We start from the raw sequence: 14,300 nt of genomic DNA on the forward strand, positions 1-14,300 counted from the left end.
TTCGAAGCGCCCTCCAGCTCCTTGACGAAACCGTCCAGTGAGCATGGAAGGAAACATCTAATCGTCCATCCTTCTTTGCACTTATCAAATTCTATGGCCTTCCTTCTTCCGTGTCATCCTCTTGTTCTTGCTTTTGCAGTTGTTCTTCTGGAGTTTCAAAGTTAACTACAAGGGGCTCATCCTCTTTCACAGGAGTATCCGGCTGTATATTTTGGCTTATTGCAAATCCCTTGCCAACCATATTGATTCTAAGACCGGAAATATTCGCTACCTTGAATACATCCCTTATCGACCATCCCTTCATATTCGGTATGGTGACTTCTCCGTCCGTTCTCAGAATGATCTTTCCTCCTTCAAGGATCTCGTTTCCTGCTTGAGGAAGCTGTTTGATGACTTCTGATCCGTTCCCTACAATCACAGGTTCTCCTCCTGCTTCTTTGATTTCAGCCTTTGCTTTTTCCAAATTAAGGCCTGACAGGTCCGGAATTTGTTCCTGTTTCAAGTTTACCTTTTCCTGCGGCTTGATGTTCAAATATTTCAGGCTGTTCTGCATGACAGGTTTAAAAACTTGCGAGACTGGGTCGGACCCTATTTCGGTAGCCTCTAATTCCGGCTGCTGTATCCCTACATAAACAATCAACTGAGGGTCATCTGCAGGGGCCATCCCCATAAAGGAAAATAGATAGTTTTCCTTTCCGTATTGATACCCCCCTGTTTCCGGGTCGGGGATCTGGGCAGTTCCGGATTTACCGGCTACACTGTAGCCTTCTATCGCAAATCTCTTGCCGGTACCATTTTCCGAAGTTACAGTCGTCGCTAAATATTCTCTTGTCTTCTCTGCCGATTCCTTCGTTATGGGATTACCCGCCACCTGAGGTTTTGTTTCTTTCACTGTTTCTTTTGTATTTGGATCGACCACTTTCGAGATGATATATGGTTTCATCATCTTTCCATCATTCGCAATCGCTGATTCCGCCTGAATCATCTGCAGAGGGGTAACGGTCGTACCCTGACCGAAGATGGTGGTATATTTCTCGATTGGATAGTGGTAAAGGATAGAGCCTGAAGCCTCATGAGGCAGGCCGACATTCGTAGGTTCCCCGAATCCGAAATCGTGAAGGTATCCTTCAAACTCTTTAAAACCGATTTTATCCAACAGATATGCAAATGCAACATTGGATGATCTCTGAACACCTTCAAGGAAAGAAATGGACCCCCACCCTTCGCCGCCGTTGTGATCCCGGATAGGATTCGGTACATTATCCACTTTATAAGTACCAGATTGATATGCTTCATTAGGATTGAATTTCCCTTCATTCACTGCTGCTGCAAGCGAAAAAGACTTCATTGTAGAACCTGGTTCAATGGTTTCTTCCACGATGGTATTCGTCCAGTTATCCGTCAGTCCCACCCTCGTATCAGGATGGAATGTCGGGCGCTGGGACATCGCAAGAATTTTCCCCGTTTTGGGATCCGATACTATTGCGAACATATTCTTCGGCTTATACTGTTTTTGCACTTGATTCATGGCTTCTTCCAGGAACGTCTGGATTTTCTTGTCAATCGTCAAATAAATATCATTTCCATCCTTCGGAGGGGTGACATGCTCTTCAGAATTGGGAAGGAGATATCCCCATACATCACTTTTGTATTCAACTGAACCATTTTCACCGCCAAGGATGTCATTAAAGCTTTTTTCAATTCCCATCTTTCCTGTTGTAACGGGCTTGCCGTCCTCATTAGTCGACTTTTGCGCAAACCCGATCAGATGGGATGCGAAGGTACCATTGGGATAAAACCTTTTCGCTTCTTTCCTGAATGTAACTCCAGGAAGCTCTTCATCTTTTATGTCAAGCATCATCTGATGGGTAAGAGCCCTTCCTGCTGCACCGAATTCAACCTGGTAAGCACCCTCGGTTGTCAGTTTTTCATAGATTTCACTTTCATCCATTTCGATGTAGTCAGAAAGTACACTTGCAGTCTTTTTTGGATCGGTTACATGTTTTGGATTATCGGGATCGCTTGTCACTGTCGGGCTGAGGATGGCAACCAACGTGTAGGCTGAGGTGTCCTCTGCTATGACTTCCCCTTTTTGATCATATATGGTTCCTCTGTGGGCTTCCAGGATACGGCTTTTGATATATTTTTCAGCTGCCTGTGATGCCAGCACTTTCCCGTCTGCCTCACCAGTGACCTGGATTGTGATAAAACGAACCATTAATACAAAAAAGAGCAAGCCGAAAATCCCGAAAAGGATGGCTGCCCCTATGTTCATGCTTGGTCTCTTTTTCATTATTGTTCAACAACCTTCACGTTCTTTTCTTTTAAGTTAAGTCCAAGTTCCTTTGCTTTTTCCAAAATACGTTCATAAGTACTTAACTCGCTGATTTGAAGCTTAAGGTCATTATTTGCCTTCTCCTGCTTTTCAACGGCTGTTTCCATTACCTGCACTTCTTTATTCACGTCGTATATGGCTGCTTGAGTCTGGACGATTTGGACAGCCAGGAAGCAAAATACCACAGCAAAGAGTGCTACCAGAATCTTTTCCCCCGGTGTAATGACAGATCGCTGCTCTCTTCTTAGGGGCTGGGGATTCACCCCGACAGTTTGTGAAGACTGTTCAACTTGCTCCCTTTCATACTTTCTGGCTAAGTTACTCATTGTTTCTCCCTCCCATTTCCTTTTTTATTATCTATTTTTTTCTGCTATTCTTAACTTTGCTGATCTCGCTCTGTTATTTTCTTCTAGTTCCTCTTCACTGGGTAATATCGGTTTTCTCGTGACGAGCTTTAACACCGGCTCGTATTCTTCAGGAATGATAGGGAGCCCTGGCGGCAGTTCCGGGCCGGAGGCTTTCTCTTTAAACATCGTTTTGCACATGCGATCCTCTAAAGAGTGGAATGTGATAACACTGACCCTTCCCCCTTTTCCAAGCACATCGATCGCCTGTTCAAGGGAATCCTCGAAAGCCCCGAGTTCATCATTGACTGCAATCCTGATTGCCTGGAACACCCTTTTGGCAGGGTGGCCTCCTTTTCTCCTTGCAGGTGCCGGAATGCCTTCCTTTATCAATTCAACCAGCTCTCCAGTCGTTTCTATTGGTTTTAATTCACGTGCAGCTTCGATCTTCCTGGCGATCTGCTTTGAAAATTTTTCTTCCCCATACCGATAAAAGATACGGACAAGGTCTTCGAATGACCAGTGATTCACTACATCGAATGCAGTCAGATCACCTTCGAGGTCCATCCTCATATCCAGCGGGGCGTCGTGGTGATAGCTGAAGCCCCTTTCTGGTGTATCAAGCTGTGGTGATGACACACCAAGATCATATAGGATGCCATCTACATTATGTACCCCAAGCTGCTCAAGCTCATGTTTCAAATTTCGGAAATTCGATTGAACAAATGTCACTTTTCCTTTATAGGGGGAAAGTTTTTCCTGAGCGTGGCTGATTGCCGTTCCATCTTGATCAAAGCAGTACAGATGCCCCTTGTCGGATAATTGGCTCAGCAGGTATTCACTGTGCCCTGCACCACCAAGCGTACAATCCACATAAACGCCATCTTCTTTAATATTCAATCCATCTACTGTTTCCTTCAATAATACCGTTGTATGTTTAAACATGTTGACGTCACCTTTCCAATCGAACATTTTTGAGCTGTCAAATATCAAACCCTATCATATTCTCAGCTAATTCTGCAAAAGAATCTTCAGACTCTGTGAAGTAGTCTTCCCATAATGCCTTACTCCAAATCTCAATCCGATTGGAAACTCCAAGGATGATGCATTCTTTATCAAGCTTTGCGTAATTGACAAGAGTTGAAGGGATGTTGATCCTGCCGGTCTTGTCCAACTCACTTTCAGTTGCCCCAGAAAAGAAGAAGCGTGTAAAGGCACGGGCGTCTTTCTTTGTAAGCGGCAGTGCTTTCAGCTTTTCTTCAAGTGCCCGCCATTCATCCATGGGGTAGCCAAATAAGCATTGGTCCAATCCACGGGTAATCACGAAAGACTCGCCGAGTAGATCGCGGAACTTGGCAGGCACTATTAAACGGCCTTTATTATCAATGTTATGTTGATATTCGCCCATGAACATATGCACTGCCCCCACTTTCTATCACAAATGTACCACATCCCCCCACTTTTCTCCACTGTTTTCTAAATTCTCTTTTTATAAAATTTCCCCTTTAATTTTTCTTTTCCTTTTTCCCCCTTTTCTTGACAGGGAAAGGAAGAAAAACTTGTCTTTTTACCACACAAAAAGGACTTCTTTCGTCTTTTATTACGAAAGAAGTCCTTTTTTATTCGTTACTTATAATCAAATGTAAACAACTTTATGGGTTCCGTCAAAATCCATCGGGAGGGATGCCAGTTCCCGGATGAAATCCTCTCCATATTTATTAAGGAAGTAAAGCGCATTCCAAGTTCTTTCCTGGGGACCGTCGTTTGGGCGGAGACAGTTTTCCACCTTGGCGAAGTCTGAGAACGTCTTGTCATGTTTATCCCTCAATGCCTTATCTGTTCTTGCCCTTAAGAAATTTAATTGATGAAGATGGATAGATAGATTCTTTTCCGCTATTTGATCCAACCCGTATCCGATCTGTTCTGTCTTATGACGGATATCTTCATACTTTTTCTGCAGCATTTGTTCGAGATCGGATATTTCCATTTCCAGTCTGGGTAACTTAATGGAGTCCCAGTATCTCTCACGCTCTTCAGTCACACCATTCATTAATACCTGAGACAACGACAGGCCAAGGAGATTCATTTTCTTCTCCACGTCCCTTTCAATCAGGGTGATATTCAGCCTTGGAACGACAGGCGGGATTTTTAATCCGGCGTATTCGAAGGCTTTTTTCAATTCACCCCAATAGGCAATCTCACCTGGTCCTCCGATAAACGCAAGGGTCGGAAAAAGCCATTCTTGCATAATCGGCCTCGTTACCACATTGTTACTGAATTTTTCAGGGTTTTTTTCAAGCATCGACAGCAGTTCACCGGCCGGAATCACACTGCCGGTATTTTTTTCAGTAAAGCTGAAATCTTCTCTTTCCAGTAACGCTCGTTCGTTGTTTAAGTTGATGAATATATTCGCTGCATCAGGAGAGATATCCAATTGGGTGTTGAACCCATTTCTTTTTATTTCATCCTGCTGCTTTAGAACTGCATTCGTAATCTGCTGACTTCCCTCGATCAGATGATGAAAGTGGTGCTTTTCAAGGGACCGTATTTGCGGGTAGGCGGAATCGATCACAAGCAGTCCAAAGTCTTTGAACAGGTGCATGACGAAGTGGGCGAAGAATCTTACAATATCGTTCTGCTCTTCTATCATTTCTGTCAATTCGCCTGCCAGTTTTTTTGTATGCGGGGTTTCACCGAGGGTCTTTAGAATTTCTGTCACCCAGCTCTTCATCACGTTTTTATCATATAGAATGTCTGAAGTCATTTTCTTTCCAGACACTCTCTCCGGGTAGCCTTTTTTCTCGATTATGTCCCCTTTCTCGAGATAAATGTGATTCACTTCCTGATAATCATGATCTTCCCCGGCAATCCAAAAAACAGGCACTACAGGATGATTCAACTCTTTTTCCTGCTGTTTTGCCAATTTAATGACAGAGATGATTTTATGTATCGTATATAATGGACCTGTTAACAAACCAGCCTGCTGCCCAGCCACGACGGTGACTGCATCCTTGTTCAATTTTTCAAGGGAATCACATACTTCCTGCGATGCCGGCAGGCCTTTCATATACGAAGCGATACAATCCGTCAGCTCTTCACGAGGAAATTCTCGGGGCATCAAATCATTCAACCTCCGGGAATAGACATCGTGCTGATTTATATTATAGTGAAAAAAAGAAGTCACTGGTTCTTTTTGCTCTATATATAATGAAGCAAACTGATTGATCGCCGGAATGTTCAGACTCTCCAATTCCATATGAACTACTACTCCTTTTCTGGCTCTTTATTTCCTAACGATGAGTATAACATCTCACTGACCGAAAAGAAAAAAAACTGCCTGCAAAAAAAGACTAATTCAGTTCGATTATTCTTATGATCAGGCCCGTGATCATCAATGTTATATAGGCCGTGAAAAACAGAAGGAAATTGATCCGCCAAACACCCCTGATGAGCTTCGGATAATGGATTTCCCCTTTTGCCTTCCAATATAATACGGCAAATATCAATCCTATACAGCAAACACTAAGAAAGATAAGCCATAAATATGAAGTGTTCCAGATGGCCAGCACAATGAAGTGGACTGAAACCATCAGCAAGAATGTGGTTACGTCAATCGCCAGATGAACCGCTTTCCGGTGATTTTTCATTACTTCCTTTGCAATGATAAAGCTGATGAAATACCCCAAAAATGGGATAATGACAAAAATGGCAATGATTGTAGAAAAAATGGAAGCCATTTTACCCCCCCTGACCTTCTCTTTCGATTCCTTTTACTAATTCGTAAAGTGTTTTCATGATGGGTAAAAAATGGTTTTCTTTTTCGGCCTTTATCAATAAGGCTCCCAAAATGGTTTCAACCTCTGTATTTCTTTTCTCTTCTATATCCTTGAGCATGGATGAACGATTAGATGAAGTGCTTCTGGCTATATCCACCACTTCCTGAAAGCGGATATGGTCTTTCATGTGAGGAAAAAGAATCTGCAATTCATCGAATAACGTACGCTGTAAATGAAGGAAATGCGGGTTTTCCGCCAGCCTGCCATTCTTTATACGGGCAATTGAGGTTAGGGGATTAATCAGAACATTAATAAATAATTTCTTCAAAACCATTTTTTCATAGTCGTCTTGGAGTGAAAAAGGAAAATATTTTATTTCCTGTATTAATAGTTCTTCTATCCCCTTCGATTCTCCTCTTATAAAAGCTATATTTGTTCTGCCATTACCAGTGTGTACGACCGAGTGATCGTTTTCTTTAAGTGCTCCATGTTCGACTGAGCCTGCCAGAATGGTTTCATGAGGGAGATTTTTCACACGCTCTATGTGGCCTATGCCATTTTGCAGGAATAATAACGGGACTTTGACATCAGTATTTGACAATGCATTTATAACCGGTTCAAGGTCATATTCCTTTACAGCAATAATGAGCGCGTCAAACCCCAAGCTGCTTTCCCGGAGCATCTCTGTTTTGATAAAAGAATGATCATAACAATCATCCCTCTTAAGGGTTATACCATAACTGTTTATATCTAGTACTTGCTCAGCTCGCCTTGCCAGCAGGGTGACATCAAACTTCTTACTTAAATAATGGGAGAAAAGAAGTCCGACTGCGCCTCCCCCAATAATACCTATCTTCATGATATCTCCTTTTTTAAACAGATTATGTACTACTCATATTTTAGCAAATATTTCCCTTAAGGAAAACTCAGGAAAAACAAGCCATTAAAAAACTTGTTCCTGAATTTCTCAGGAACAAGTTGCTGTTAAAACTTTATACCGGATATACCGGATGCTTTCTTTCACTGAAAAGCACTTCTTTTGTTTCGTACAGTTTAAACCGCTCAATCAACACGGAACGCAGCTCATTAGGAGCAGTGATTTCATCGACGATCAATTCTGAAGCCAATTTATAAATATCGATGTGTTCTTTATATTCCTGTTGTTTCTCTTGAACGTATTTTATTCTTTCTTTCGGGTCTTCTATTGCCTGGATCTTATTCGAATATACGGCGTTGACTGCTGCTTCCGGCCCCATTACTGCGATTTGTGCAGAAGGGAGGGCAATGCAAACATCCGGATCGAACGCAGGACCCGCCATTGCGTACAATCCTGCGCCATATGCTTTTCTCACAATAACAGAAATCTTTGGTACAGTCGCCGAGCTCATGGCTGCAATCAGTTTGGCACCGTGCCTGATAATTCCCGCTCTTTCAACTTTCGTTCCAATCATAAATCCTGGGACATCTGCAAGGAATAGCAAAGGAATATGAAATGCATCACACAGCTGGATGAACTTGGCCCCTTTATCCGCTGAATCATGGAACAAGACCCCGCCTTTAACCTTCGGCTGGTTGGCGATAATCCCGACTACTTTTCCATCCATGCGGGCAAATCCTGTAATCAGTTCCGGCGCGAATAATTTCTTCATTTCAAAGAAGCTGCCTTCATCAATCAGAGTATTTATGCCTTCGTACATATCAAATGGTGCATTTTGATGCTGAGGTATGATATCTTCAAGCAATCTTTCAGCTTTTGGAGCCAACCCTTCTTTAACCGACGGCTTCTCCTTATAGTTAGCAGGGAAATAACCCAGATATCTTTTTGCCTCTTCGATTGCTTCTTCTTCAGATGAAGCCAGCAAGTCACCGCAGCCGCTGACGGAACAGTGCATTCTGGCACCGCCCATTTCTTCAAGCGTAACTTTTTCTCCTATAACCTTCTCCGCCATACGCGGTGACCCCAAGTACATTGATGCATTCCCATCAACCATGATGACGATATCACAGAAAGCCGGGATATACGCCCCGCCTGCCGCGGATGGGCCGAAAAGGATACAGACCTGAGGGACCATCCCGGACATTTTCACTTGGTTGTGAAAGATCTTACCTGCCCCCCTGCGATTCGGGAACATCTCAAGCTGGTCTGTAATACGGGCTCCGGCTGAATCGACTAAATAAAAGATAGGGACCTGTAGGCGCAGGGCCGTTTCTTGGATGCGGATGATTTTTTCTACAGTCCTCGCACCCCACGATCCTGCTTTAACCGTAGAATCATTGGCCATTACACAGACAGTTTGTCCGCCTACTTTGCCGATGGCTGTTACAACACCGTCTGCAGGAAGGTCTTCCGCTTTGTTGTTTGCGAACATGCCGTCTTCCTGATAATCCCCATTATCAAATAACAGCTGAAGACGATCACGGACAAAGATTTTGTTTTGTTCTTTTAATTTTTCGTGGTATTTCGGCTGACCGCCGGCGCTTATTCTTTCTTTTGTTTCGTTGAGTGTATCTATGAATGTTTTAGATGCAGTCATATGAATCCCCCTTTGTTCGTTATGTAGTGTTTGTACCCCTCTGAAAACGCTATTTTCATCTACTTTAAGTCATTTAATACGTTATGGCTATTCAACTCCGCTGTTGGTTTCCATGCAAGACTACGCTTTTCGCTGGTGACCCGTGAACTCGGCTTATTCACGGGTGAAGGAACTGTCCAGCTCCAGGGCTTAGAGGCACATGTCATAAGCCAAACCGACCAAGAAGGCAAAGAACGCCTTCTAGGCCGCTTCGTCTTATGCCACACGCCTCTGAGCAAAGCCCTTCCGCTTTTCTAGTAGGAGTCTTCGTCTTCCACTCCAACAAACAGCTGGAACAGTCTCTTACCATAAAATCACTTTTTATCATTATTCATTAGAATGTATCTTCATCAATATACGTCCGAAAATTAAAACATACCAATATCCATAGCTCTCTTATCCTTCAAGGACTAGAAGTACGTCGCCTTCGTTGACGAAGTCGCCGATGTTTACTTTTATTTCTGAGACTTTCCCTTGGGCTTCGGCCTCGACCGGGATTTCCATTTTCATTGATTCAAGCATGAGTACTGTATCACCTGCAGCGACACTCCCCCCATTTTCTACCAATACATTTAATACTGTTCCTGCCATTGCTGCTGTAATTTCTTTCATTTTCATTTCCTCCAATTGTGAGTTATCATCTTATGCTCTATTTGCGGTTAAATAATCCTGAAGCCACTTGGTTGTATACGTACCATCAAGAAACTCTTTTTCCCCTATGATTTCCTTGAAGAGACTTACATTTGTCTTCAGGCCTTCTATTTGTACCGCAGAGAAAAATGCTTTTGCCTTTTCAATTGCTTCTGTTCGGTTTTCACCTGTTATGATGCATTTTGAAATCATCGGATCATAGAAAGGTGAGACTTTATTTCCTTCTTCGTATCCAGAATCTATTCTTACATCTTCACTTCCGCCCCAATCAAGCACCTTTATCACACCAGGTGAAGGATAGAACGTTTTAGGATCTTCAGCATAAATCCTGAATTCCAGCGAGTGACCTTTAGAAGTGATTTCTTCCTGTTTCATTAAAGGCAGCCGCTCTCCCGCAGCCACCAGGAGCTGCCATTTAACAAGGTCAAGACCGGTGACGGACTCCGTAACCGGGTGCTCCACTTGAAGCCTTGTGTTCATTTCAAGGAAATAGAAGTTTTCTTCACCATCCACTATGAATTCAACCGTTCCCGCATTGATATAGTCAACTGCCTTCCCCGCTTTGACGGCAGCTTCATACATCGCTTGTCTTGTCTTCTCTGACAGGACAGGTGAAGGGGATTCCTCTATTACTTTCTGGTTGCGTCTCTGAACTGAACAATTCCTCTCAAATAAGTGGACAATGTTCCCATGGCTGTCACCGAATATCTGAACTTCAATATGACGCGCATTCTCCACACATTTCTCAAGGAAAACTTCATCTTTACCGAAATAAGCTTTTGCACGGTTTTTTGTAGAATCGAAGCTTTGAACGAGCGCTTGCTCATTTTCACAGCGGATCATACCGATCCCGCCCCCGCCTCCGCTAGCCTTAAGCATGACAGGATACCCGATTCTTTTGGCAAGTTCCTTGGCAGTGTGAATACTGTCAACCCCGCTTTCACTTCCCGGGACAACCGGGACCCCGGCCTGCTGCATAACCTTCCTGGCTTCTACTTTATCTCCCATTTTCCGGATGGTACTGTGGGATGGCCCGATGAAGGTAAAACCTTCTTCAGATACTCTTTTAGCAAAATCGCCATTCTCAGATAACAGGCCATATCCTGGATGGATTCCGTCTACCTTTTCCTTCCTGGCCACTTCAAGAATATGATCTATAACTAAATAAGATTTGTTTACGGGCGGTTCACCGATTCGATGAGCGATATCTGCATCCTTGACAAAAGGCAGGTCCTCATCTGCATCAGAGTAGACAGCAACCGTCTGAATGTTCAAATGTTTACACGTTTTAATGATTCTTGAAGCAATTTCTCCCCTGTTTGCAATTAAAACTTTTTGCACACTATCTCCCCTTTCGATACAAAAAAACTGCAATACATATAAAGATTTCTACAAAACTCGCCGAAATCCTCCTCTCTATTGTAAACGTTTTCTTATTTGAGTGCAGAATTTTTTGTTTATTTGTTATATAATAATAGTAAATAATTTATTTTTTTAAAAAAAATTTGCAAATGGATTCAGGACGAACCATTTATGCAGGTACTAAAGGAAGTAATAGTAGGAGGTAAAAAGGATGGCAGTAAAAGTTGAAAAGTTAAAAGTGAATTATAAAACTCTCGAAGAGTTTAAGAAGTTTAAAGAATATGGTGTACAGGAGTTATCCATGCTTGAGGACCTTCAGGCCAATATTATCGAAAACGACAGTGAGTCCCCTTTTTACGGTATCTATTTCGGGGATACATTGATAGCACGGATGAGTCTGTATCAAAGGGAATCCCGTTTTGATCAATATTTCGATCCTCCGCAAAGATATCTGGAATTGTGGAAGCTTGAAGTTCTGCCTAAATATCAAGGCAAAGGCTACGGCAAGCTGCTTGTTGAATTCGCAAAAGGGTTCGGCCTGCCGATAAAGACGAATTCCCGGATTAAATCCCAAGGTTTCTGGGAAAAGATGGGCTTTGAGCCAGTCACATATGATGTAGAAAGAGATCTTGGTGAAAACCCGATGGTCTGGTATCCTGAAGGTGTAAAAGAACAGAAAATCAGTTGAACATTTTAAAGGCTGGCTAATATAGCCAGCCTTTTATATTCTCTTTTATTTGTTGACCCTCTGAAGATTCCCATTCTTATCCATCTGGAATTTTACTTTTTCTTCATTCCCTTGCAGAAGGGCCATCTTTCTCGCTTTTTCAAAAATCGTCAACAGGGATTTATGATCTTCTTCCAGTAAGGAGAATTTGCTTTTATATTCTTTTAATTCCGATTCAACCTGTTCAAACTTATGTGTTAATTGAGAGATTTGTTCATGCAGCTGTTCATTCTCAAGCTTTACCTTGGCTTCATTACTGACCGCTTCTTCCGCTTTCTGTAAATACTGGATCATGCTGCTCATCGAGAAGTGCTCAGGTGAGATTTCCCCGATATCTGTTTGAAAAGTTGTTGTTTCCTGTGGAAGTTTTTTCACCGGCGGGGTATGTTTTTTTGCTTGTTTCCTTTGTTTCTTTGCTAACTCTATTCCGGATTTATATTGTTTACGCACAAATGAATTCCACCGGAAACCGCATGCGGCGGATGTCCTCGATAGCTTTCTTCCAACTTCTTCAAACGCCTTTAGCTGAGTGCCGCCTTCTCGTATATGGCGCAATACAACTTCAGCAAGTATTACATCCTCATCCTGACTCCAAGCATCCTGTCTATTTGAAGACATTTCCATCCCTCCTGTTAAGATCCATTTATTCATGCATATGCACTTACTAGAGAAGATAGAATCAACAGAATACTTGAGTTCAAAATAATTGGTTCGGTATTGCTATCTGGCTAAGAAACGGTCAACCGCCCTGTGATGTTCCTCCTTAGCCCACAACCTGGAGCATTCACGGATTTCACTTTCGATACTATCCTCCATCGCAGCTTGGTCCCAACTGTTCAACTGCTGTTTTTTGTATGCTTGGAGTACCCCGGCGGCCTTAGTCGATACAGCTTTTAATAACGGCAGTTCCCTTATATCTTCCGTCTCCTCCAGAAGTTCATTTATGAATCCAAATTCGTATAAATTTTCAGCTTCATGTACGCTTGCTTCCATGAGAAGGGATAATGCTCTTGGAGAGGAAATCCTTTTGTGCAGCAAAGTTCCTCCTCCCCAGCCGGTTGTAATGGCAAGGTTCCCTTGTACAAATCCCATCTTCACACCTTTCCTGGCAATCCTTACATCGCATGCAGCCGCAATCTCACAGCCTCCACCGATTGCCGTCCCATTGATAAATGCAAATGCCGGTTTTGGAAGGAATGCAATCCTTGTTAAGATACTCCCCATCCTCCTGAGCATTTTATAGCTTTCCTCTTCGGTTTTCAGCAGGTGAAATTCTGATAAGTCCCCTCCTGAACAAAAGGCTTCTTCACCGCTGCCTGTGATGACAAATGCTTTGACGGACGGATTCACATTACACTCATTTAACGCTTTATCCAAACCGTCCATGATTTCATAATTGATTGCGTTTCTTTTTTCAGGTCGGTTGATTATAAAATGAAGTATGCCTTTTTCATCTTTATGTATGATGTAGTCCCCCATGTTTTATGCCCCTCCTTTTTACTATAGTGTAATCGGATTCATCGGACTTGAACAGGGGCTCAAATAAAAAAAGCGTGAAGAGCCATGGTCTCTTCACGCTTTTTTTTATTGCAAACAAAATTATTTGCTTACAACTTCTTTTCCTTTATACGTTCCGCACTCTTTACAAACACGGTGTGCTAGTTTCATTTCACCACAGTTTGGGCATTCTACCATACCAGGTACACGTAGTTTGAAGTGTGTACGACGTTGTCTTTTTGCTGTTTTAGATGTTCTTCTAAAAGGTACTGCCATTCTTCCCACCTCCTTAAAGAGATAAAAATATTATGAAGCCAGAACGAACTGGTACTTCGCTTTTAAGAGTTCTTGTTTTGATCAAGAAGCTTTGCTAAATCAGCGAGCCGAGGATCAACTTTATTTTCTTTTTCCTCTTCGACTTCATAAGCTTGTTCTTCGGTCAGTACTTCCCAGTTCTTTCCGGAAGGAAGCTTATCCTGTTCTCTCGCTTCATCGCTGATTACCTGCAGTGGAATCTCAAGTAACAGCAATTCTCTGATTACTGGTTTTAAATCAATTACATCCCCTTCGATGCGGTGGACTTCTTCCTCTTCATATTGATCATATTCTGTCTCAGAAAGAAGGAAGGTTTCAATCGTTTTAAGATCGATCGGCAAATCCACGTCCAGAAGGGTTCTTGAACAAGGTAAGACCATATGCCCGGTTATGTTAAGATGGAATGTGACGCGATTTGTTCCGATGTCAGCCTTTCCACTTACATGGATCGGGGAAACTTCCCTGACTTGCGGATCAATTTCTTTGGGATCGTCGAAAGTCACTGTTTCATCAAGGGTAAGTCCTTTATCCCTGTACTTTTGCAATTGTATTATCGACCATTTCAATGTCATCACCTCAAGGCAACAAAGGTAATTATAGACTTGATATTACCGTTTGTCAATATTTTTTCTTTACACTTATTACTGTGTCAGTGTTGCAATTATAACGCTTTATGATAACCGGTTTCAAATATTTTTGAATATCCGATATGATACTTAT

Annotated in this window: 15 protein-coding genes; 1 reads left to right on the forward strand and 14 read right to left on the reverse strand. The window is 42.5% G+C overall.

Going from position 1 to position 14,300, the window contains the following annotated elements; all coding sequences use genetic code 11:
* Positions 1 to 91: 91 nt before the first annotated feature.
* The 10 genes from BHE18_RS07585 to BHE18_RS07630 all read right to left on the reverse strand — a co-directional run bounded on the left by BHE18_RS07585 (position 92) and on the right by BHE18_RS07630 (position 11,020).
* On the reverse strand, positions 92 to 2,293 hold the full coding sequence (locus tag BHE18_RS07585) for a penicillin-binding protein (RefSeq protein ID WP_071617962.1): 2,202 nt from the start codon (positions 2,291 to 2,293) through the stop codon (positions 92 to 94).
* A complete protein-coding gene (gene ftsL, locus BHE18_RS07590) occupies positions 2,293 to 2,661 on the reverse strand; it encodes a cell division protein FtsL (RefSeq protein WP_071617963.1) in 369 nt (122 codons plus the stop codon). The genes BHE18_RS07585 and ftsL overlap by 1 nt, the downstream gene beginning before the upstream one ends.
* Before the next feature lie 27 nt (positions 2,662 to 2,688).
* Positions 2,689 to 3,624, reverse strand: coding sequence for a 16S rRNA (cytosine(1402)-N(4))-methyltransferase RsmH (gene rsmH, locus BHE18_RS07595; RefSeq protein WP_071617964.1), 936 nt, complete (start codon positions 3,622 to 3,624; stop codon positions 2,689 to 2,691).
* A 37-nt stretch (positions 3,625 to 3,661) separates the two neighbouring features.
* Positions 3,662 to 4,093, reverse strand: coding sequence for a division/cell wall cluster transcriptional repressor MraZ (gene mraZ, locus BHE18_RS07600; protein ID WP_071617965.1), 432 nt, complete (start codon positions 4,091 to 4,093; stop codon positions 3,662 to 3,664).
* Between the two features lie 222 nt (positions 4,094 to 4,315).
* Entirely contained in the window at positions 4,316 to 5,935 is a 1,620-nt protein-coding gene (gene bshC, locus BHE18_RS07605) for a bacillithiol biosynthesis cysteine-adding enzyme BshC (protein WP_071617966.1), read from the reverse strand.
* Between the two features lie 94 nt (positions 5,936 to 6,029).
* Positions 6,030 to 6,416, reverse strand: a complete 387-nt coding sequence (locus BHE18_RS07610) for a DUF3397 domain-containing protein (RefSeq protein ID WP_071617967.1) — start codon at positions 6,414 to 6,416, stop codon at positions 6,030 to 6,032.
* A gap of 1 nt (position 6,417) precedes the next feature.
* The gene (locus BHE18_RS07615; RefSeq protein ID WP_071617968.1) at positions 6,418 to 7,314 is read right to left on the reverse strand and encodes a ketopantoate reductase family protein; all 897 of its coding nucleotides are present in this window, start codon (positions 7,312 to 7,314) and stop codon (positions 6,418 to 6,420) included.
* A 133-nt stretch (positions 7,315 to 7,447) separates the two neighbouring features.
* The gene (locus BHE18_RS07620) at positions 7,448 to 8,989 is read right to left on the reverse strand and encodes an acyl-CoA carboxylase subunit beta (protein ID WP_071617969.1); all 1,542 of its coding nucleotides are present in this window, start codon (positions 8,987 to 8,989) and stop codon (positions 7,448 to 7,450) included.
* A gap of 435 nt (positions 8,990 to 9,424) precedes the next feature.
* Complete coding sequence (locus tag BHE18_RS07625; RefSeq protein ID WP_071617970.1) at positions 9,425 to 9,640, reverse strand: biotin/lipoyl-binding carrier protein; 216 nt, start codon at positions 9,638 to 9,640, stop codon at positions 9,425 to 9,427.
* A gap of 30 nt (positions 9,641 to 9,670) precedes the next feature.
* Positions 9,671 to 11,020 carry an acetyl-CoA carboxylase biotin carboxylase subunit gene (locus BHE18_RS07630; RefSeq protein WP_071617971.1) on the reverse strand — a complete coding sequence of 450 codons (1,350 nt, stop codon included), beginning with the start codon at positions 11,018 to 11,020 and terminating at the stop codon, positions 9,671 to 9,673.
* Between the two features lie 232 nt (positions 11,021 to 11,252).
* Here BHE18_RS07630 and BHE18_RS07635 point away from each other — a divergent pair, with 232 nt between their 5' ends.
* Positions 11,253 to 11,729 (forward strand): N-acetyltransferase, encoded by a 477-nt coding sequence (locus tag BHE18_RS07635; protein ID WP_071617972.1) that lies wholly within the window; start codon positions 11,253 to 11,255, stop codon positions 11,727 to 11,729.
* A 45-nt stretch (positions 11,730 to 11,774) separates the two neighbouring features.
* Here the strand turns inward: BHE18_RS07635 and BHE18_RS07640 are convergent, their stop codons facing one another.
* From BHE18_RS07640 to BHE18_RS07655, 4 genes are all read right to left on the reverse strand, one after another.
* Positions 11,775 to 12,386: an RsfA family transcriptional regulator gene (locus BHE18_RS07640; RefSeq protein ID WP_071617973.1), complete on the reverse strand. Its 612-nt coding sequence runs from the start codon at positions 12,384 to 12,386 to the stop codon at positions 11,775 to 11,777.
* Positions 12,387 to 12,488: 102 nt separating this feature from the next.
* Positions 12,489 to 13,247, reverse strand: coding sequence for an enoyl-CoA hydratase/isomerase family protein (locus BHE18_RS07645; RefSeq protein WP_071617974.1), 759 nt, complete (start codon positions 13,245 to 13,247; stop codon positions 12,489 to 12,491).
* A 120-nt stretch (positions 13,248 to 13,367) separates the two neighbouring features.
* Positions 13,368 to 13,541: a 50S ribosomal protein L32 gene (rpmF, locus tag BHE18_RS07650; protein ID WP_071617975.1), complete on the reverse strand. Its 174-nt coding sequence runs from the start codon at positions 13,539 to 13,541 to the stop codon at positions 13,368 to 13,370.
* A gap of 62 nt (positions 13,542 to 13,603) precedes the next feature.
* Positions 13,604 to 14,152 (reverse strand): YceD family protein, encoded by a 549-nt coding sequence (locus BHE18_RS07655; RefSeq protein WP_440480378.1) that lies wholly within the window; start codon positions 14,150 to 14,152, stop codon positions 13,604 to 13,606.
* Positions 14,153 to 14,300 lie beyond the last annotated feature (148 nt).

Source organism: Rossellomorea aquimaris, assembly GCF_001877785.1.
In the GTDB taxonomy this organism is placed as follows: Bacteria; Bacillota; Bacilli; order Bacillales; family Bacillaceae_B; genus Rossellomorea; species Rossellomorea aquimaris_A.

Bases quoted from the DNA above. Each gene is read 5' to 3' on its own strand.
- BHE18_RS07585 (WP_071617962.1), bottom strand. From the start codon at position 2,293: ATGAAAAAGAGACCAAGCATGAACATAGGGGCAGCCATCCTTTTCGGG.
- ftsL (WP_071617963.1), bottom strand. From the start codon at position 2,661: ATGAGTAACTTAGCCAGAAAGTATGAAAGGGAGCAAGTTGAACAGTCT.
- rsmH (WP_071617964.1), bottom strand. From the start codon at position 3,624: ATGTTTAAACATACAACGGTATTATTGAAGGAAACAGTAGATGGATTG.
- mraZ (WP_071617965.1), bottom strand. From the start codon at position 4,093: ATGTTCATGGGCGAATATCAACATAACATTGATAATAAAGGCCGTTTA.
- bshC (WP_071617966.1), bottom strand. From the start codon at position 5,935: ATGGAATTGGAGAGTCTGAACATTCCGGCGATCAATCAGTTTGCTTCA.
- BHE18_RS07610 (WP_071617967.1), bottom strand. From the start codon at position 6,416: ATGGCTTCCATTTTTTCTACAATCATTGCCATTTTTGTCATTATCCCA.
- BHE18_RS07615 (WP_071617968.1), bottom strand. From the start codon at position 7,314: ATGAAGATAGGTATTATTGGGGGAGGCGCAGTCGGACTTCTTTTCTCC.
- BHE18_RS07620 (WP_071617969.1), bottom strand. From the start codon at position 8,989: ATGACTGCATCTAAAACATTCATAGATACACTCAACGAAACAAAAGAA.
- BHE18_RS07625 (WP_071617970.1), bottom strand. From the start codon at position 9,640: ATGAAAGAAATTACAGCAGCAATGGCAGGAACAGTATTAAATGTATTG.
- BHE18_RS07635 (WP_071617972.1), top strand. From the start codon at position 11,253: ATGGCAGTAAAAGTTGAAAAGTTAAAAGTGAATTATAAAACTCTCGAA.
- BHE18_RS07640 (WP_071617973.1), bottom strand. From the start codon at position 12,386: ATGTCTTCAAATAGACAGGATGCTTGGAGTCAGGATGAGGATGTAATA.
- BHE18_RS07645 (WP_071617974.1), bottom strand. From the start codon at position 13,247: ATGGGGGACTACATCATACATAAAGATGAAAAAGGCATACTTCATTTT.
- rpmF (WP_071617975.1), bottom strand. From the start codon at position 13,541: ATGGCAGTACCTTTTAGAAGAACATCTAAAACAGCAAAAAGACAACGT.
- BHE18_RS07655 (WP_440480378.1), bottom strand. From the start codon at position 14,152: ATGACATTGAAATGGTCGATAATACAATTGCAAAAGTACAGGGATAAA.